The sequence below is a fragment of the Lyngbya sp. PCC 8106 genome, assembly GCF_000169095.1.
GTDB lineage: Bacteria > Cyanobacteriota > Cyanobacteriia > Cyanobacteriales > Microcoleaceae > Capilliphycus.
On the sequence record NZ_AAVU01000040.1, the window covers coordinates 1 to 21,064 of the forward strand.

Genomic DNA, 21,064 nt, shown 5'->3' on the forward strand with positions numbered 1-21,064 from the left:
ACCGAACAGTTGGTGATCTTAGCTGTAGGTGCGACGGTGGTGGCGATGATGAAACGCAATTCCAAAGCAGCTATGCAGGCTAAACAGGCGGCGGCGAGGTTGATTGCGGAAAGTCAATTGGGAACAGGGCGATCGCCGGATTAATATAAGTGAATAAATCTCTGTTAACCCGCCCAGACTGAAGATTACCAAGGGCTACCAATGAGAGTAAAACCCGCCCAATAAAAGGGATGATTTAGGCTAACATCACCCCTGACTGCAATTTCTGGGGGTAACTCCACTTCTCCGGTAATTGTCTTTTTCTCATAGACTAAATTTCCCCCTTCTAAACGAACTTTACCCTGTAACATAGCGAGTTGAGCTTGTCTGAGGGCTTCTGCTTTGATGGGACTATGTAACAACGCATCATAAAACGTACTCATCAACCCCAACGTTCCGGCATCACTAACGTACCACAAACTGGCGAGGGCTGACTTCACCCCGGCTTGGATGGCGAGTCCTGCAAAACCCAACTCTGCATCTTCATCTCCGACTGCGGTTGTACAAGCGCTCAAAACTAAAAGTTCGACGGGGGGTTGATCTAAGCGTAACTGACGCAGTTCATTTAACCATAATTTTTGATCCCAAAATTGAATATAAGAACGGTTTGCACCTCCGGCTAAAAACTCCCCGTGAGTGGCTAAATGAATAATCTCAAATTGTTTTTGCTTGCGTTGAGTGGTGAGGTTATTAATTGTAAATTCTTCATTGAGAAAAGATTGACCTGACCATTGATCTTCCTGCATAATTAAATTGAGTTCGATGGGAACCGCAGGTAAAGGTTCTTGAGCGGGGTCAGAAAATTTGGAGGCGCCCATTGCTAGAACTTTAGAATTTTTGAGATTAACATAACTGGTATCAGTTAAACTCAAACTAGGAATTAACGCTAAACTATAGTCTTCTAAGAGAAATTTTTCGCCGTCGTACAATGCTGCAATGGGTAAAGTTCTTAAGCCCGTATCCATAGAAAAAATTAGAGTCTTGACTTGATGTTTTTCCAACTCTGCTTTTAAGGGTAAAATTAACCAATCATAGAGTTTCTTCCCACTCACTTTATATTCAGTATCACTCAGACTACTGGGAGTGCGAATTTGATTGCTAAACTCTCGAACGACTTTTAATAGGTCTTCTCGTTTGATTTGGGTACTTTTAAATAAAGGTTGACCATCGGGTAAAATCAACCGAATTTCGACTTGATTTGCTTGCACTGAAACATAAACAATCGCTGGTTTGTATCCTGTAAGTTTAGTAATATCACTGAGCGTCTGACGAATACTTTGATCACTGACTGGATTTTTGTTGATATTGTCACCAAAATATTTAATAAATTCTTGACCTCGAAATAAATCAATTTGTAAGACGGATGAGGAGAATGTAGAAGTCGCGACTTGATCGTTGGAAATGGTTGTTCCTTCGAGTTGAATGGGAATATTTTCAATGTCTTGGGATAATTCTTCATTATTCCCTAAATTATCCTGATTTTCACTCACTGGAACTTCAGCAACTTCTGAAGGTGTAGATGGATTTTCAGTTGTGTTTTCTAGCACATTATCTTGAATCACGGGTTCTTGATTATCGGGGGATTGATTTGGATTTTCGGTTTCTAGATTGTCTTCATTAGACTCTGGTTTTTGAGGCGGATTTGCAGAGTTGCTAGCAGGGGGAAAAGTGGTAATTTCTCCATTGGTAATCGCCCCTGCTGTACCATTTAAAGTTGCATCTCCGATTTCAAAACTACTGCTTGTAGATGAGGGAATAATGATGTTTCCGCCTTCGCTAGAACCAACCGCAGATAAACTCGCTTCAACTTGATTTACAGCTTGAAATGTTCCCGTCGCCCGAAAAAATTGCTGGGTACTAATTTCAATATTTCCTCCAGTTTGGGCGGCTTCTGTATTAATCGAAGTGACTTCAATATCATTCGGAGAAACTAAGCGGATATTTCCTCCATTTCCCTCTAATGAACTCGCGTTTAGAGTTCCAGTTGTAATCCGATCTCCAGACTGAATCGTAATATTTCCTGCATCTTCTGTGGCTGATGAACTCAGATTTTGGGTGACAATTTCACCCTGTTGAGTGGTGAGGCTAATCTCTTGACTAGAAGTAATATTATTGGTTTGAATTTTATTCTGCGCTTGAATATTAACTCCGACTAAATTACTATTTTGATTAGTGATAATATTTCCTGTAACAATCACATCACTTCCTTGACTCACGAGATTCACTTGAGGATTTTGTAAAGATGAATTGGAGACAGAGTTTGAGGAGATGCGGATATTTCCGGTTTCAATTGCTTCTCCGGCTTGCAAATTAATTTCACCACTAGATTGTAAATTTCCGGTGGTAATTTGACGGGTCATGCTAGTCAGTTGTAAAGTTTGACCTGTTGTGTTAATATTACCTAAGAATAAATTGCCATCTGCTTCGATTTGAATCGCTGCATTATCAACCCCTGTAATTGTTCCTTGTGCAACCACAAAACCTGGAAAATTTGGCGATCGCAACAGGACTGGATCTCGAAACGTAATATCTCCTGCGACAGTTAGGGGACTACTGGTATTTGACCGACCAATAGTAATTAATTCAAACCCATTTCCGAGGGCATTCAAATCTGATCCACTCAATTCTAAAGCTTCAGTATTAGCATCATTTCCAAGTGTAATCGCTTGACGGTTATTGTAGGGCTGTAATAGTAGAAACCCATTGCCAATAATTGAGTTATTTCCTCCCACTAAATCGATCTCATCTGCGGTTAATTGTATTGTTGCTTGTGGGTTTCCTGTATTTTGAATTTGTTGAGAAGTAATGCGCCCTGACTGACTGGTAATAGTAATATCTTGACCATTAGTTCTGAGATTTCCTAAAGTAATATCATTCAAAGCATTTAAAGTCAAACTAGCATTATCTACACCTGTCAATGTATAAGGACTACCCGATGAAGTCGTTCCCATATTAATCCGACCAAAAGGAGATTGAATCAACGTCGGGTCTTGAAACGTTGAATTTCCATTAATATAAATACTGCCTTTACTATCAGGTCTTCCGATAATAATTTGAGTAAAACCATCTTGCAGCGTTGTGATTTCATCGGTTGTTAAATCCATCGACAATCCCGAATTATTGCTAGAATTACCAATCACAATATTTTGGGCATTTGTTGAGGGTTGAAGAATTAAATTTCCGGTTCCTTCTACTAAACTTGTCAGATTAATCTCATCACTGGTAAGTGTAATATCTCCAGTTGAACTGGCTTTTGTTTCCCCTGAAGTTGAGTTGCTATTCTCAAAGCCACCTGTGCGAATAGTCTCTGCTTCGATTTCAACTTCGGCTTCTAAATTAATATCACCCCCTACGGTTTTTCCCTTAGCGTTGACTGAATTCAAACTCAGTCGTTGAGAAGTTTGAATTTCAATATTTCCTCCACTTCCCCCCGCAGAAGTCGCATCTAAACTATAAGAATCTGATAAAAAATTAATATTCCCTTCTTCACTATTAATCCTAATATTTCCGGCTTGTTGTGAACCCGAACTATTAATTAAATCAATTTCAATATTTTCAACTGCATTCACTGTCACCTCACCCGCTTGACCCGAAGTTGAATTCAAAGCTTGAGTCGAAAGTTCACCTGTAATAATATTCTCACCACTATTAAGGTCAATATTCCCACTCTTGTTTAAACCACTCGTTTGTAAATCTGCGGTTAAAATTTCACCTTGATTGGTGGTAATCGTAATATTTCCACCCTCACCCGAAGAATTAGCGGTTGAAAGTTGACCTGTTTCAATCTCTCCATTCAAAGTTGAACTCAAAGAAATATTACCGCCTTTTGTAGACAGATCACCAATGGTCAGATCAATTCCTGTAATCACAATGTTTCCACCTGCGGTTTGCAAAGTATCGTCAGAACTCATTAGAAATGATCCTTTTCCATCTCCATCTGCATCTGCTGTAAACGTGACTGATCCGCTAGAGGCTTGAAAATTGAGTTGATTATCTTCGAGATCATTAATTGTAATATTATCTCGCGCTTCTAAAACAATATCGGCTGTTTCTCCAATCTGTTCTAAACGAGTCTCAGAAATCGTAAACTCTGAAGGATTATTCTCGGCTAAAATCTGATTATCTCGCAGAGAATTTTCATTTTCTATTGCTTCATTGCCATCAACAATGGTAATATTAAGAGGATCTAATAATAAAGTCCCAACAGTTCCATTTGCCCCTCGCAAATCAACATCCCCTTCGACGGTTAAATTCCCATAACTAGAAATTTCTGCAAATCCACCGTTTCCGGTAATACTCTGGGCGTTAATCTTCCCAAAAAATCGAGTGTTTAGGTCTGACCAAATAATAATCTGTCCGGCATTTCCCTCCACGTCTGCATTCGCTAAAATCGAAGAGTTACGATTAATAAAAGTAGAATTTGCATTTGGAATTAACCCACTTCCTCGCTGATCTCCGCCAATTCTGACGGTACCTCCACCATTAACTCCAGAAACATCAACATGACCATCGACTAACCCCACCGTTTCCCCGACAATATTGACGCTTCCGGCTGCTGCGGTGACATTTCCTGAAACGACGGCGACACCGCTAGAGGTGGGAATTTCAGCCCCCGAATTGGTTAATTCTACCCGACCATCGGCGAGTACCGTCACTCCTGTTGCATGGTTGCGATCGCCTCCGGTTAACAGTTGCGGTAAGGATAAGGGGGCAATTTCTGGCGAATAACTCCCCATGTCTGCTGTCGCCACTTCTAAATTCAGCAAATGTCCAGCTTGGCTGATGCGGAGAATTTGTTCACCGGGAATGGCAGCAATGGTAATTTGGCCCTCCGGTGCGATCAATTCCCCGGTATTAATGACATTACTTCCTAATAAGCTGATATTTTCTCCAGAGGCTACAGCAAGTCTACCTGCATTAATGATACTGCCCGATGAAGTTGCGGAGAAGCGAAAAGCGTTAGGAGTCTCCACCAAGCTAGCATAATCATTATTTCCAATCGCATTAAACCAACTTGAACCCAATCCCACTCCGGTTGCTGTCGTCACGGTAAAGGAAGCGGGAACATTTAAACTTGCATTTGATCCAAAAATCACTCCCGCAGGGTTCATCAAAAATAAATTCGCATTCCCTCCTGTCATCTGAATTAAACCATTAATAACAGAAGCATTTCCCCCAACGACCCGAGTTAAAATATTTTGAATGGAATTATTGGATAAAAAGTTAGCAACCTGTCCAGACTCAACATTAAAATCGGTAAAACTATGAAATAAATTTGCCCCGTCTGAGGATAACTTCCCGCCTTCTATATCAATACGATTTCCTTGTTGATGAGTCACCGTGTTGGTACTGTTGGGTTCAGGAACAATGGGTTGAGCAATAACTTTTTTTGATTTGAAGGTATAGAAGATTCTACATCGCCAGCTATCGGGAAATTCGTCAGTTTCAAAACCCAAAAGTAGTGTCAGTAGCGGTATGGAGAAGACCACTGACTTCAAGTAACTGCTGATATTCATCAAAAATTCTCCTGGGAAACTCCCGTATCAACCAGTTTAACAGTTGTTGTAAAAGGTCACGAGTCTACCCCTGATATCTTGTCTTAAATCTCACAGAATCCAATCTCTTAAATGGGTTTAATTTTTACACTTGATCTCCATAGAGTCAAGCGGCAAAAACTTTAAATGTAGATCAATATTCGTCCAAAGGAAGCAGTCGTCAAGTATAGTAGATTACAGACAATAACAACGCAAATCTATCAAAAATATCATTATGCGTTTGATTGGCTTAACTGGGGGCATTAGCACCGGAAAAACAACCGTGTCCAACTACCTAGCCGAGATGTACCCGTTTCCCATTTGGGATGCAGATGTTTATTCTCGTGAAGCCGTACAGCCCAACTCCCCTGTCTTGCAGACCCTTGTTCGTCGCTATGGTACTGGTATTTTACTCTCTGATGGTAGCTTAAATCGCCAGCAACTCGGTACTATAATTTTTAGTAGCTTAACAGAACGTCACTGGGTCGAGCAGCAAATTCATCCGGTTGTCCGCGATCGCTTTTGTGAAAATATTCAACAGCTTCGGGATCAAGAGGGTAAAGATGCGACTGCGATTTTGGTGATTCCTCTGTTGTTTGAAGCCAAAATGACTGATTTAGTGACAGAAATTTGGGTGATTTCTTGTTCTCCTCAACAACAGCAGTTGCGTTTGATTCAACGCAGTAACGGTTCTCTGACTCCCGAACAAGCCCAAGCGAGAATTGACAGTCAGATGCCGCTTGAGCAAAAGTGTAAAATGGCAGATGTGGTTTTAGACAACTCCTCGACTTTAGAGGAACTCTGGCAACAAGTTGATGATGCGATCGCCAGAAAGTCCTAAAATCGTGTTCAAACAATTACCGAAATAACTCATGGATGTCATTCCTGCGATTGATTTACTTGAAGGACGTTGTGTAAGATTATATCAAGGTGACTACGACCAAGCTGAAACCTTCAACGACGATCCCGTTGCCGTCGCCCAACAGTGGGAAGATCAGGGCGCTACTTGGTTACATTTGGTTGATCTCGATGGGGCGAAAACAGGTCAACCGACGAATCATAAAATTATAGAAGCGATCGTCAACGCTGTTAATATTCCTGTACAAGTGGGTGGCGGGTTACGCAGTCGAGAGACTGTGACAACTTTGTTAAATCTGGGCGTAAACCGGGCAATTTTAGGGACTGTTGCGGTGGAAAACCCCCAACTGGTGGCTGAGTTGTGTCAGGAGTTCCCCAAACAAATTGTCGTCGGAATTGACGCCCGTGATGGGAAAGTTGCAACCCGAGGATGGCTAGAAACCTCAGAAGTCTTAGCCACAGAACTCGCCCATCAGATGGCACAGTTGGGTGCTAGTGCGATTATTTATACTGATATTCATCGGGATGGTACTTTGCAAGGGCCAAATAAAGCGGCGTTGCGAGAAGTTGCTTCGGAGGTTGCTATTCCGGTGATTGCGTCGGGGGGAATTAGTTCGGTGACGGATTTATTGAGTTTGTTATCCCTGGAACCTTTGGGGGTAACGGGGGCGATTGTGGGTCGCGCTTTATACACAGGTGATGTTGACTTGAAAGAAGCCATTCAAGCTGTGGGTTGGGGACGTTTGCAGGATATTCCGCCTGATTTTGGGGGTTCAGCTTTGGCTTAAATCAAGATCAATCCCATTTCTCAACCGTCGGATGATATAGCCAGTTTCCGACTTTGTTGGGATCATCAACATATTTTTTTAGCCCTGGATCTGGCCAGATATGTAGTCTATCCTTACACCCGACTGCGATCGCGGCGGCTTCCATGTCGTCCCATTGTCTCAAAAAATCTTCCGCCCATGAACGTTTTGTCATTACCGAGTTTACCCATTCTAACCCGGCTGCAAGCATTCGTTTTCCATTTGTACCCCTGGCGTTGATGGGTTCCCAAAAAATTACTTCGGGTTCAAGCTGCATCATTTTTTCTAGATATTTCTCAAAGTCATCTCGGGTCAAACTGGGTGGAGTCGGCGCCATTGCAACATAGAGACGACATCCGGCTTGTCTACCTTTCAATAATGCTTCGTAACGTTTAGAAGGAGGGGGCGCTTGAGGTTCAATTTGACGGCTGAGTTGATCGTCTAAATAAGGTAAACTCATCCCAACTGTAATATTAGGATTAATCAAAATATCAAGATCGTTAATCCATAAAGGGCTGCGGGTTAAAATTCGGACTCTTTTACCTTTTTCTGATAAAATCTGAACAACACGACGGGTAATTTCAGCCGTTTGTTTGTTTTGATAGGGATCGGTACCAGAACATAATAAAACCACGCCTTTCCCTGACGGTGTTACATTCCAAGTTCTTTTCCGCTCTAAAATTTTATTTAATTTCTCTGGAATATCTTCACGAATTAAAAGATATTGTCCCCAATCCATTTGAGGGTTATTGACTCCTTTTTTCTGAAGCTGCGCCTGTCTTGTCCGAATGGCGGGTGTTGAAGGAACATAGCAGTTATGAGTTGCTAATCCATTGGCAAAAAATGTGTGTGTTGATGTTTGGATGTCTACTACATCAACTAATCCCATTGGAATTTTATCAATAACTTTTGCCGCCTTGATCCCTTTTAACGCGCCCCCTATCATCTTTTCTGACTTCCTAGTTATGGCAGGGCAAAAGGTTGAGAAAAATCGGACAACTTCCGAAAAACCCCCAAGAAGCCGAAGACTAAAACAGCAATTTTCATACTTTTCAAGTTGGAAACTAAATCCAAATGACTTTGCATACTTCTGAACTCGATGTAAAACGGGTAATATTTTTTGAGAAAGCCGAAGCGATTGATTGAAAGAACCTTCTGCATCAAAAAATCCCGATATGAATCCCCTGTGATACTCAACCGTATCCAAGGGGGCAGCAAGCAAGTTAAACAACTTTTCACACTGGGCTTGAGATCGAGTTTCCACTTTTTTGGCTTCTCGATGGTTGTCATTGCCTTTGTAATAAGGACGAACACTAACAGATATATCGAATTCTAAGAGGTACTCTACCAATCTTTCCAAAGGTTCAAAGTCGCAAAGAGCAACCCTCCAATATGGCGTGTAATCTCCCTTGTAAATCTCGTTAGGGTCAAACCTGAATGTTCCGTCCCCTTCTGTCATCCCTGCAATGTAACCCAGTTTATAGTCATCCGTGACAGCAAAATGGTTAGCCAATCCAATACTCTTGATTGTAGAAAATCCATCTTTTCTGTCTTGCGAAACAGTTGTCAAATTTTGGGTTGATAACCATTTCCCCCGACAATTTAACCATCCATGATTTGACGTTGCAATTACTTCTCCTGCATCTGTAACAATTTTTGTCGCTTCTTGCTTGCTCCATTGGATCGCCTCTATGGTGCTTTTACGGAAAAATCGGTAAACATGACTGGTAGGATTTTCGTCAAACCCCAAAAGTACATCACCGACTTTTGCGTGTTCTAATTTTCGCCAAGTTAAATCTGAGTAAAGAATTAAAGTTTCGGGAACAAGGCAAAAAGTACATCCATGCAAACAGCCAGATGCTATATTAATTACATAGTCGCACAATCCCTTTTTATTCAGATTACTGTTCTGAAGCGGATTGACAATGGGTTCAGTTCCTGTAACAGTAGACATGGCTATTGACTACGTTTGATGACTTAAAAAGTTATCGGCTTGTTGATAACAACTTTCTTGCTTTAGACTTTTTATTTTATCATAAATAGAAAAAATAATCAATATTAAATTTCTGATCTTTAATATTTAGATTTTGAAGTATGGAGAAACAAACTTTCGGTGGAGATTGGACTGAAGAAAAGTTAAACCGAGTCAGTAAATATTTAAAAGCTTATTCAACAATTATGAAGGAGTATAATTTCACCTATGCTTATATAGATGCTTTTGCTGGAACCGGATATAGAACACTTAAGGATGAAGAGGAACCGAATACTTTACTGTTACCAGAACTGGTGGAGCAAGAATCGAAAAAGTTTTTAGATGGATCGGCACGAATTGCCCTTCAAATCAAGCCGGAGTTCAAAAAATATATATTCATTGAAAAAGATGAAAACAAAGTCAATGAATTAGAAAAGCTTAAAATTGATTTTCCTAATTTATCTGAACGAATTAGTATTGTCCATTCTGATGCAAATGTTTATCTTAAAGATCTATGTCGCAAAGACTGGAAAACACGGCGTGCTGTTCTTTTTCTTGATCCCTTTGGTATGCAAATTCCCTGGGAAACTATTGAATTAATTGCTCAAACAAAAGCTATTGACTTATGGTATCTTTTTCCATTAGGAATAGCAATTAATCGATTACTAACCAAAGATGGCAATATTAGTGAATCAAGAAAAGCCCGACTCAATGAAGTATTTGGGACAACAGGCTGGTATGACACATTTTACAGAATTACAGAACAAACAAACTTATTTGGAGACACATATTCTACAACAGATAAAATTGCAAACTGTAAGTTGATCGGTCAATATTTTACGGAAAGACTAAAGACAGTTTTTGAAGGTGTAGCCAAAAATCCTCTTGTTCTATGTAATTCTAGAAATACACCCTTATACCTACTTTGCTTTGCAGCCGGAAATCAGAAGGGAGCATCAACAGCCATTAAAATTGCTCAAGATATACTCAAAAAATAGGATTTTGGTTATTTTTTAGAGAACTATTCGATAGAAATGAGGGATTTGGAAAGCTACACCAGGGCTGTTTCGTTCGATAATTAAAGGGTTGAACGCAGGGGCGATAACTGTTTAACGATTTCATCGGCTTGTCCGGTAACGTGATTAGCGTATCGTTGGGCGAGGGGAGGAACAAAAACCAAGGGGTTACTAAATCCTGAAAAAATATGAATTCCGGTTAAATTGGGAATGGTACCAACCAAGGGTAAACTATCAGCAGTAAACGCGACTAAACAATGATACCAATGGGCGGGTAAATCTTGTAAAGTAGGTAAAATTTTACCGATGGCGTTGCGAATTTGGGCTTCACTTTCAACGGGATTAATCTTAGCATTCAGATCACTTAATACGCGAGACGGTTGACCAATTCGCATTTTATTATTTAATAATTGTACCGCACTGGCATCAATAATTAAAGGCACAAATTCGTGTCCAGGTTCATCCCAAAGCGGTTCAAATTCGGGCTTGGCGGCGTCGGCTTCGAGTTGAAAGCGTTCCATTCCCGCAGACATGACAACGGTTCTTAAATTCGTCTCAACAGGTGGCGTTTCTAAGACTTCGGTATGAGTAAAATGTAAGCGAATAGAAATTCCCGCCGAACTTAACAAACTCCGACTTAAACCTCCTGCACAAATCGCAGTATTTTCGGCTAAATAAGTCTGATTTTTAGTTTTAACACCTGTAATTTTATTTCCCTGTTTAACTAATTCTGTAACAGTGGCAATTTCTAACGTTCCACCTAGCCGTTGAAAAGCATCTAAATAAGCAAAATTCGTTTTTTCGGGGGAAATATGACCATGACGAACCGTAAAGGCTGCGGCGATACCGTTGGGGTTGAGAAGCGGTTCAATTTCACACGCTTCTTCTGGGGTTAATAACCGAGGTGGCGTGATAAATTTAGTATAACTTTCAGCAATATGTTCGGGATTTTGTTGGGGGGAAACGGTTAAAATCAGGTCAACTTCTCGAAACTCGGTATCGGCTTCTAATTCCTCAGATAAGATTTGATGACGTTGTTTTCCGTCTTCACAGAGTTGACGAGTTAGGGGGGTACTTCCCGACCAATACGCTAGTCCACCGTAACTGTAACGAGTGGCATTTTCCAAGGTCGAATTTTCTTCAATGAGAAGAACATTCAGCCCCTTTTTCGCGAGTTCATAACTGAGGCTTGTTCCGGTAATTCCTGCACCAACGATAATCCAGTCATAGGTGGTCATCAGATTAATATTGTGTAGAGTTGACTTCTATTTATATTTTGCCCTAATTTGACCGAGTATTGCGATCAATTTCTAAGGGGAAATCGGGTCTAATCAATCGGTTTGTATAAAATCGTTTTTCCCCGTCGCTTTCCTGAGTCTTCCCAACCTCTTTGTTGTAATTCCCCAATGCGATTGAGAGTGGTAATATAAGGTGCAGAAACTCCTAAAATCTCACCTAACTCTTTAGCCGTTTTTAGGGTAAGAACATTATTTTTTCGTTGAGGTGCTTTAGGTTGAGGCTTTTCTGGGGTTGAGGTTGGGGCTGAAGGTTCACTTCTTGCCTGCTCATTAATATTGAATTTAAGATGACGTTCAAACACTTGTTGAATTAATTTATCGAGTCGATTTTCAACTTGATTTGATAGATAATTTTCTAGATTTTTTTGAATATAATCTTCAACAATTTCTGCCATTTTTTCGGTGAGAATTTGCTCTAAGTTTATTGGAGAAGATTGAGAATTTGCCGTAGGATTTTTGTCGGTTTGTTCTAGATAATTAATGATTAATTGACTTAAAACTTTTGGTGTTGTGCTGTCTTGTTCAATGCACCTAGCTTGAAAACGTTGCCATAATTCCTGGCTAATTTTAAAGCTTGCTAGGGTTTGTTCGTTCACCTCTTGTTTGTTTGATCGCTCTACCAACGATTTTACCCTAATTTTTTCAACTGTTAGATATAAAAAGTTTAGCAAAAAATTGAGCGATTCTAACTATTAGAATTAACTTTTAATAAGCTATTAACAATTATTTCTGTTTAATATGATTTTAATAAAAGTCTTTCTCAATAAAAAGATCAATATTTGACTTCTACCGATGGACAGCTTCCTGAAGTTAAGAAAAGAAGTAACCCGGTTCCACAACAGTTTGACGCTGACTAGAATCGTATTTCAGTAGATACTCATGGGCGATCGCTTCTTGTTCACGTAGGTTGTGAACTTCACTTTCACCAATTTCGGTGTCGGTTGACAGCAAAATCACCTGATGGCTAGCGGAGGGAAAATAACGTTCAATCAGGTTTTGGCGGTGGGAGGAGTCGAGGCGTCCGAGAGGGGTGTCAATGGCAACGGGGAGGTTGCGTCCTGATACTCTTGCTAACCCCCACAGAAAAGCGATCGCCAGGAGTTGCTTTTCTCCAGCAGAAAGGCGATGTTTGGGAACAGGTTTTCCTTCTAGGTTGTAGAGAGAGAGGCTAAAGTCATGGGTATCAATCCCAACTCGATGAACTAAATCTGATTTATGTAATAGATAACGAAAGCATTCTGCAACTTCAACTTCGAGTTTATTAAGTTTTTTGAGAGTAAGTTGTTCTTTAAAAACTTTCAGCGTTTCTTGAACTTTTTCAATTGATTTCACAATATGATCACTACTCTTATATTTAACTGTATTATCACTGTAGGTATCTAACTCTTTTTTGGTTTTGGCGATCACACTTTTAATTTGATCGGTCTGGCGTTGTCCTTCTTCGTGGGCGACTTGGGCTTTTAGGAGTTCTGTTTGAGAGAGTTTTAGTTGGGCTTCTAATTTTTGATAAACTTCGGGCGCTGCGGCGGTTTGCAGTTGGGTATCAATGGCATCAATTTCATTTTTTAGGGTTTTAAGTTGTTCTAAATAAACTTTTGCTTGTTGGGTTTGAGTGGGTAACTGAGAGTTAAGGATTACTTTTAATTGATTGAATGCTTCAGTCTCCATTTCTAAATAGGGTTGAATTCCGGTTTCAATTTCTTGTTCTAAAACTTGATTTTCTTCTTGCAGGAAAGATTGAATTTGATTAACAGATTGGGAATCAAGGGAAAGTTGATTAATATAATTAATTAAACGGCTATCTCGTTCTTGTAAAACTTCACGGGCTGCCATTGATTGTTGACGTTTCAGTTCTTTTTCGGCTTGAGTTTCTGCTTGATGAAGCAACGGAGAAATTAAGTTTAAAGGAAGGGTTTCACCGGCTAAGTCTCGTAAGCTTTTACGTTGAGTTTCAATGGTGACTTCTAACTCTTTAATTTTCGTTTCTAGCTGAGAACGTTCTTGGGCAATTTTTCCCCCTTCTGAAACAAATTTTTCGGAGGCTTTCTTTTGATGCTTTTCGGCTAACTCTAGTTGTTGTTTGAGGGTTTGGAGTTTTTGTTCTGAAACTTGTTTTTCTTCCTGCTGTTGGGCGAGACGTTGTTCTATCTGTTCAATTTCTGCCCGTTCTTCGACACCTGCTAGGTCTTTTAGTTTCCGTTGATTTAGAATATTCAAATCCATTGATAAACGGGTTGCTAGTTCGAGTCCAAGCAAGTTAGAAATCGCATCGATAACAGCTTGAGGAGGCTTCTCTAATTCTGCTAGTTCTTTAACTTGTTCGCCGTCAAACAAGAATAAATTAGAAATCCCTAAAGGCAGTATATTTTCAATGTATTCATCCCAAATCCTCGCAATTGATTTATCCGGCCATTCTCCAATTACAATCCCTAATTCATCTTTACCATCTTTGGGGTTTTTTGTCCAGGTTCTCACAATTCGCCATTCTGCCATTTTCCCCTCTTTGACGTGTTCAAATACCAGTTCAACCCGAGTTTTTTCTATGGGTGAGGTATTACTATTTACACATTGGGTTAAAAAGTCATTGTAGCTGAAATTTCCTCGGGTAGAACATTGGGCGCGTTGTCCGTAGAGGGCGAGACGAATAGCATCCATCATAGTTGTTTTTCCGCCACCATTCATCCCCCCAAATAAGATAATAGGGCGTAGGTTGCCGTTATTTTCAGGGCGAAGATTGATGACTTGTCTTCCTTGGTAGGGGCCGAAGTTTTGTAGGACGAGTTCGAGGAAAATCATGGTGGGGGTATGGTAACGGATATGGTAACGGATGGGTTAACTTTGGGTTTTTGAGGTTTATGCTTTTGGAAACGGATATGGTAACGGATATGGTAACGGATGGGTTAACTTTGGGTTTTTGAGGTTTATGCTTTTGGAAACGGATATGGTAACGGATATGGTAACGGATGGGTTAACTTTGGGTTTTTGAGGTTTATGCTTTTGGAAACGGATATGGTAACGGATATGGTAACGGATGGGTTAACTTTGGGTTTTTGAGGTTTATGCTTTTGGAAACGGATGGGTTAACTTTGGGTGGGTTGAAATTATCTATCCGTTTTACTCTTGGCATTGCTTGAATTATCTCCGCCGAAGTTTAATCCGTTACCAGTGGGGTTTTTTTGATGTTATCCCTCCTCATCGTTGGTTTCTGAGTTGTTTGAGAATTTCATGTTTGCCCAAGTGAGTTGTTTAATGGTTTCAACATCTCCTTCTTCTGCGGCTAACTTTAAGTTCCGTCTGAGGTGGGCATTTTCTATTGCTTCTTCTTTGGTTCGTGAACTGGTTTCAAAGCATTTTTCGAGGTCTTCAAACAGTCCTACACGACGGGCTTTGGTGTAATATTGTCGTTCGGTATCTAATAGTTTTGCCATGAGTTCTAGGTGCATAGCGTCTTCCCCACAAATTTCTTCTAATGTTGTCCATTCATCACTGCCTAATAGACTGCTTTCCATTCCTCGATAGGCATCTATAAAAGTTTCTCCTGTCACTTCTTTATATATCCTCGGTAAACTATCATCAAATTCGTGTTTTTCTTCTAACCAAATTCGGCGAATTTCACTGAGTTCTTCCGGTTGAATTAGGGTAATATCCCGCATTTCTTCCGGGGCGGTTTGACGGATTTTCGTTTGGGCTTCTAATACTCGTCTTAACCAATGTTCCCGCCATTTTTTAACGTAGGGGCCGGGTATCGGTTCTACAGAAACTTCTCCATTGACATTCCTTTCAAACAGTTGTACTGTTCCAAATATACGTCTAAAATCTCTCTTGTCTCGATCATTTCTAATATCTAATTCGAGACGAATATCAACCAAAGGCTGTAACCATTCTTTTTCCTCATCATTTTGAATCATTGCAGTCAGAGATTTATCACTATCCACTAATGTACAAACCCAACAGCCAAAACGAGAACTTCCACAGCTAGGCGTTGAGGTATCAACAACTAACGGACATTCGTTATCTGCGGTTGCCCCTCGATACATAGCAAATAAATCTTTATTACTATGTCCCCAAGGATTTTCCCATTGCATCAGATAAAGCCAAACTTCATCTGTTCGCCATTCTTCAATAGGAGTGTAAAGTAAAGAGTTTGGTATATGGGGATGGGGACAAAGGCGCTCTCGTAGTCGTTTAGCTTCCCGCTTTTCCATAATTTTCGCACGGTTTGAACTCTCTGTTTTACGAGTTCCTAGCACAACGACTGCTTCCCGGTTTGATCGTACAACATTACGAATAAAACGGTTTGAAGGATCAATTTTCAACCGAGGTGTACACCAGCGAAATCTATGTCTAGGAGCGGGATAACCTTTTCCAATTAAACCAACCCAATAAGTATGGGTCATTTGTGGTTTTAATAAATGCGGTTCTATTGGAAGATTTTGCTCTTGAGCAGCAATTTTTATTCTTTTTAAAGAGTTTTCAACCCAAGCAGAAACTATTGGATTTTCTACAAGTGTATCTGTACTGATGACATAAATGGGTTTGATCAGCTTTTCTGCTGGAAGTGCTGCGATCGCATTCCATATCAGTTGTAATGTAGCGGTGCTATCTTTTCCCCCTGAATAGCCAATTACCCAAGGAATTTGATCAATACAATATAACTCTTGAATTTCTAAAGATAACTTTTCTAGATATTCTACAAATTCAGCTACGGTTCGATTTGGAATGAGTGGTGCTTTAGTTTTTGCCATTTTTTTACTCCTTTTTTACACTCTAAATATATTTTTTCGATGCCATTCAAGCGCATCTAGTCTAGGAAAGTATTGTTCTAAAGTTGGCAAAGCTATGTGTTCGCCGTGAAACTCTCGCATTGATTTAGCATTAGGCGAAACTTCTTGTAAATCATTAGCTACTACAATTTTATAGTTATCATTAATAGTGAACCAACCTCTATCAAATGCCCAGTGATGATTTTTACAGAATGATATTCCGTTATCAATCCTGCTGTCATAAAATCTCGAAAATGGTTTAATATGTGCGCCATCTACTATACTTTGAGTGATTTTTCGAGTTACCTTTAAACCACAAAATGCACATCGATATCCATAAGTATGTACAATTGCTTTACGAAAAAAAGCATTTCTAACTACGGACTTTTGTAGTCTAATTTTTTTTAATGAAACCTCCTCTACATCTTCCTCTATCTGACTTTGGAAAGATTGATTGACATTTAAAATTTCTGATAATTCTCGCTGACTCTCAAAAAACCAAACGGCTATTAAGGTATCAGTGAGTTCATTTCTAGAAGTTTTATCTAATAAAATCTCAAAGAGTTCATCATCTAATTTTGCATACTCCACAGCCTCTTTTAACTTGTTTGTAGTTTTAGGTTGTAAACCCTTAAAATCCGGCTTAAATTCTAAATGCCAGAATTGATCACTTTGTAAATAAAAGAATGGATAATGTAAACCCCCTTTATAAGAAGGATTTCCTAATATTTTCCAATACTTATTAAATGTGTCTATCAACTCATCTGACACTAAAATGTAGTTATTCTTAATAATTTCTTGGGCAATCAGATCAATAATAGATAACAGCAAAATTGGCTTGTAGGGTGCATCACCCCGCTTTCGGTTGCTACTGACCTTCAATTCTGAAAACCGTCTACAGTAGTCCAGTAACGTCCGTTTGTCCTCCGAGTTTTCTGTGGTACTCATATTTGTAGCCCTTTTACTAGCACCCTGTTCAGTTATAATAACTCATACCTGAGAGTTTTTAAAAACTTGTTCTCATAGCTTAATACTTTAGTGATGAATTCTGCAACTGATCCAACCCCAGAACCCAACCCCCAAGACCAAAAAGCGATCGCGAAGTTTCTTGAACCCCTCCTCAACTCCCCTGAACATCTCCTGGTACACAAAACCCAGATGGGAGGAACAGAAGCCTTTATCGGTTCGGTGACACTGGACTGGTTGGATCGCAATGTGGGTTATGCTTCCCAACTTCCCCTGTTTAAACGTCACCTCAACCCAGACACCGGAAACGTCGAACGAGTGGCAGACACCGTAGAAGACATCTTACAACGTCCCCTAGACTGGTCGCGTCAACTCCCCCTCGCCCAATACCTCGCGACTCACAAAGCCCACAAGTTCCCCGCTTTGTTGGTGGTGATCTGTCCGTCTTGGGTGAACGATCTCCAAGCGCCCCAGTGGGATGATCAAGGAAGGGCTACCGAGTCGGCGATCGCATTTGAGGGGTTGGATAGTCAGGGACAACTCGGACTGTTGCATTTGACCTCTGATGTGGCTGTGTTTGCTTTAGACGGACAACATCGCCTGATGGGGATACAGGGCTTAATGCGACTTCTAAGAACAGGAAAACTGCAACCCTACACCAAAATCAAAAAAGCAGTTGGGGAAGCCATAACCCTCAATGATATAGAGGAGGTTTCGGCGCTAACTCCCGAGGAGATAGAAAACTTAGTCTCTGAAACGGTTGGGATAGAGTTTATTCCCGCAGTTGTGGCTGGAGAAACTCGCGCGATCGCCCGTCAACGAGTCCGATCTATCTTTGTTCACGTTAACCTGATGGCGGTGAAACTGAGTAAGGGTCAGTTAGCCCTACTCGATGAAGATGACGGGTTCTCTATTGTAACGCGCCAGGTGGCAGTCACTCATCCTTTACTCATGGAAAAACGCGATCGCAACCCTAGAATAAACTGGGATAGTGCAACAGTAGCCTCTAAGTCTACGGTTTTAACCACCTTACAAGCCCTCAAAGAGATGACACAGCGCTATTTAGGCGATCGCTTTCCCCATTGGCTTTCGCCCAAACCGGGGTTAGTTCCCATGCGTCCCGATGATGACGAACTTGAGGAAGGGATGCAGGAGTTGCGACGGTTGTTGGATGCGTTAGCTAGTTTACCGAGTTATCAACGTCTGGAAAGAGGAGAAGAAACGCCTGTATTGAGACGGTTTAGCTTCGAGAAACCGGGGGGTGAAAGTAATATTTTGTTTCGTCCTGTGGGTCAAGTAGCGATCGCCCAGGGGTTAGGAGTGTTGGTGTTTCAGCAGCAAAAACCGTTGATGAGTTTGTTGGAAAAGTTGCGTTCTTTTGATGCGGTGGGTGGGTTTAATGGCATAGAATACCCCGAGTCTTTGTGGTATGGAGTATTGTTTGATCCCAATAAACGGCGTATTCGGGTTGCCGGGCGAGATCTGGCGGCGAAGTTGCTTGTTTATATATTGGGGGGAATAGATGAACCAATGGATCGGGCGGAGTTGCGACGAGGGTTGTCTGAGGCGAGGACATTTGAGAATAGGGCCGTTAGTTTTGAGGGGCGGTTTGTGAAGCCTAGAGAGATTAAATTACCCAAAATATTGTAATTTTAAGATTTGCAATTTCCTCCTTACACCTGTCGGTCAGTTAGCAAGGAGGAATTAATGATTTTAAAAATCAAATCTCTATGAGTCTTGAGTTTCTTCTAGTTGCTCGATCCGTTTGCGAAGTTCTTCTACTTCTCGAGCTTGCATTATTCCTTTCAAAAAAGAGTAAGCACTGGAATATGAACTAGCCTGAGAGCCAAAGTTTGCAGGTTCTGTAGCACCTTTATTCTCTGATACATAGGTAGCGTACTGTTCACAGAAGGGTTCAAGAACACTTTCATAGTCTATTTTCCATTTCAATTGACCTTGTTTAAAAGCATCATTATCAATTAAGCAACGGAAGGCAGACAAAGCCGGTAAAAATACTCCTAATAATAGCTTTCCTTCAAGCTTTCCATCAGCAAAACAACAGTCCTTGCTACTGTATCTTTCATTCTTGTTAGCTTTTGCTGTTTTTTTCCCTTTTTCTTTTGTGCGACCCATCTTCATTCCCGATTGACTCTTCCAAAATTTCTGGCAAATTTTCTCAAGCAAAACTAATAATTCCCAGGTGTGAGCCTCTAAGACTTCAAACGATTGATTGTTGGGATCACTTTTACGTTCTTTAAAAGCTTCTAGAGCTGCTCTTGGTTTACCAACACCATAAACTACAGCAGAACCAGGATCTGGACAAATTTCGATATTAAGAGTAGTTAAAACTCGTAAAACATCTTTAATATCAAAACTACCACTATCACCTTGGTGATAAGCTACTTCGTCATTACCTTTTTTATTTTTTAAACTTTCCTTTATTTTGTCAAAATCTCCATTTAAGTCAGAAAGAGACTCAAGATCAACTGACATTGAACTATTTAGCCCATCAGCCATTGCTACAATGTCATCTAACTTAATATTTGTTCTAACTTCTATTGGAACTAATGCCTCATTTAAATCAGAATATTGTTCACCTTTTGATTCTTTCTTTTTAACTTGAGCAAAGTCAATACAGTATGTTGTGTGTCCTCCATTAACTACACCATGATATTTTTTATTCGTGAATTTAACATCAACATAAACATTATTATTTTCATCTTTATATTCTTGTATACTTTCAGCAGACAGGGATATTCCTTGATTCTTCAAACAAAAAGAATAGGGTTCAATATCCAAAGTTTCTAAAACTTTTTGTGCAACGCTTCCCGTAGGTTTGCCTTGATCTTTACCCGTTTTTTTGACTTTAGGTTCTCGGGGATTGACATCAAACCAATTTTTTATTTCTTCGGTTGGGAATTCTGATGCCCGGCAGTAGAAGATTGTTCTTTGTAAACCATTTTCGCCAGCAGAAATTGTAGAGTATTGATTGTTGAAAATAGAAAACCTGATGCTTACTTCGTGGTTGTACATATCGAGGCTCCAATCAAAAAAATAAATAAAGGTAACGTTCTTTTTCTATTTTAGCCGGAGCCAACTATTTACACATCAATAGTTATACTGAATGTTTAATTCAATATAACCTGAATTTTTATAAAATTCGTGGAAAATACTGATAACATTTAAAATAAATGATACTTCTTGAGTGAAATACCTGATAACTTGTCTTTGGGGTATATGAAACAATACCCTTTTTTTCCGTTCATAGTTGTCGCTGCAATACACTGATCACTTCACCGGGTTTTTGGGTTGGCTGTAGGGGACTCCACTCCCATACTTGGGCGAACTCCCGCAAAAACAACACTCGAAACTATATGAAGTCAAGCTAATTGTTTATGACCCAAAACGAGAGGAAATTAAGCAATGGATAAATTAGAATCCTATCGACAATTGATTAAGCAAATTTTGACTGAACACAGCCAAATTACAACCCAGACTGAGACAGTGAAAGCACAACTCATTTTTGATCGTGAACATGATCATTATCAACTTGCTTATGTCGGATGGCAAGGAGATCAACGAGTATTTGGCCCGGTCATGCACTTTGATATTGAAGATGGCAAAATTTGGATTCAATATAATGGGACTGAAGATGCTGTAGCTGAAAAGTTAGTTGAGAGGGGTGTACCGACTTCAGATATTGTCTTGGGTTTTCATTCTGCTTTTAAACGTCAATTTGGCCATTATGCAACGGGATAAAAAAAGTGATTGAACCCATGCGATCGCATTGAGGGCTGTATCCTGTAGCCCGG

At 40.1% G+C, this 21,064-nt stretch carries 13 protein-coding genes; 5 read left to right on the forward strand and 8 right to left on the reverse strand.

Annotation, left to right across the window (positions count from 1 at the left end):
• Positions 1 to 185: 185 nt before the first annotated feature.
• Entirely contained in the window at positions 186 to 5,555 is a 5,370-nt protein-coding gene (locus L8106_RS22130) for a CHAT domain-containing protein (RefSeq protein ID WP_009786694.1), read from the reverse strand.
• A gap of 253 nt (positions 5,556 to 5,808) precedes the next feature.
• Here L8106_RS22130 and coaE point away from each other — a divergent pair, with 253 nt between their 5' ends.
• Complete coding sequence (gene coaE / locus L8106_RS22135; RefSeq protein ID WP_009786695.1) at positions 5,809 to 6,414, forward strand: dephospho-CoA kinase; 606 nt, start codon at positions 5,809 to 5,811, stop codon at positions 6,412 to 6,414.
• A 31-nt stretch (positions 6,415 to 6,445) separates the two neighbouring features.
• On the forward strand, positions 6,446 to 7,219 hold the full coding sequence (gene hisA, locus L8106_RS22140) for a 1-(5-phosphoribosyl)-5-[(5-phosphoribosylamino)methylideneamino]imidazole-4-carboxamide isomerase (protein WP_009786696.1): 774 nt from the start codon (positions 6,446 to 6,448) through the stop codon (positions 7,217 to 7,219).
• A gap of 7 nt (positions 7,220 to 7,226) precedes the next feature.
• On the opposite strand, the gene L8106_RS33155 is transcribed toward hisA, so the two are convergent.
• Positions 7,227 to 9,191 carry an LAGLIDADG family homing endonuclease gene (locus L8106_RS33155; protein ID WP_009786697.1) on the reverse strand — a complete coding sequence of 655 codons (1,965 nt, stop codon included), beginning with the start codon at positions 9,189 to 9,191 and terminating at the stop codon, positions 7,227 to 7,229.
• Positions 9,192 to 9,331: 140 nt separating this feature from the next.
• Between L8106_RS33155 and L8106_RS22150 the strand changes: the two genes are divergently transcribed.
• Positions 9,332 to 10,207, forward strand: a complete 876-nt coding sequence (locus L8106_RS22150) for a three-Cys-motif partner protein TcmP (protein ID WP_009786698.1) — start codon at positions 9,332 to 9,334, stop codon at positions 10,205 to 10,207.
• A gap of 80 nt (positions 10,208 to 10,287) precedes the next feature.
• Here L8106_RS22150 and L8106_RS22155 read toward each other — a convergent pair whose 3' ends face one another.
• The 5 genes from L8106_RS22155 to L8106_RS22175 all read right to left on the reverse strand — a co-directional run bounded on the left by L8106_RS22155 (position 10,288) and on the right by L8106_RS22175 (position 17,117).
• Complete coding sequence (locus L8106_RS22155; protein WP_009786699.1) at positions 10,288 to 11,463, reverse strand: FAD-binding oxidoreductase; 1,176 nt, start codon at positions 11,461 to 11,463, stop codon at positions 10,288 to 10,290.
• Positions 11,464 to 11,552: 89 nt separating this feature from the next.
• The gene (locus tag L8106_RS22160; protein ID WP_009786700.1) at positions 11,553 to 12,146 is read right to left on the reverse strand and encodes a hypothetical protein; all 594 of its coding nucleotides are present in this window, start codon (positions 12,144 to 12,146) and stop codon (positions 11,553 to 11,555) included.
• Positions 12,147 to 12,333: 187 nt separating this feature from the next.
• The gene (gene dndD, locus L8106_RS22165; protein WP_009786701.1) at positions 12,334 to 14,319 is read right to left on the reverse strand and encodes a DNA sulfur modification protein DndD; all 1,986 of its coding nucleotides are present in this window, start codon (positions 14,317 to 14,319) and stop codon (positions 12,334 to 12,336) included.
• 386 nt (positions 14,320 to 14,705) lie between these two features.
• A complete protein-coding gene (gene dndC / locus L8106_RS22170) occupies positions 14,706 to 16,268 on the reverse strand; it encodes a DNA phosphorothioation system sulfurtransferase DndC (RefSeq protein ID WP_009786702.1) in 1,563 nt (520 codons plus the stop codon).
• Between the two features lie 15 nt (positions 16,269 to 16,283).
• On the reverse strand, positions 16,284 to 17,117 hold the full coding sequence (locus L8106_RS22175) for an HNH endonuclease (RefSeq protein WP_232228553.1): 834 nt from the start codon (positions 17,115 to 17,117) through the stop codon (positions 16,284 to 16,286).
• Between the two features lie 210 nt (positions 17,118 to 17,327).
• Between L8106_RS22175 and L8106_RS22180 the strand changes: the two genes are divergently transcribed.
• Entirely contained in the window at positions 17,328 to 18,902 is a 1,575-nt protein-coding gene (locus L8106_RS22180; protein WP_009786704.1) for a DGQHR domain-containing protein, read from the forward strand.
• Between the two features lie 78 nt (positions 18,903 to 18,980).
• Here L8106_RS22180 and L8106_RS22185 read toward each other — a convergent pair whose 3' ends face one another.
• Positions 18,981 to 20,285, reverse strand: a complete 1,305-nt coding sequence (locus L8106_RS22185; protein WP_009786705.1) for an AIPR family protein — start codon at positions 20,283 to 20,285, stop codon at positions 18,981 to 18,983.
• A gap of 390 nt (positions 20,286 to 20,675) precedes the next feature.
• Here L8106_RS22185 and L8106_RS22190 point away from each other — a divergent pair, with 390 nt between their 5' ends.
• The gene (locus tag L8106_RS22190; protein ID WP_009786706.1) at positions 20,676 to 21,011 is read left to right on the forward strand and encodes a XisI protein; all 336 of its coding nucleotides are present in this window, start codon (positions 20,676 to 20,678) and stop codon (positions 21,009 to 21,011) included.
• Positions 21,012 to 21,064 lie beyond the last annotated feature (53 nt).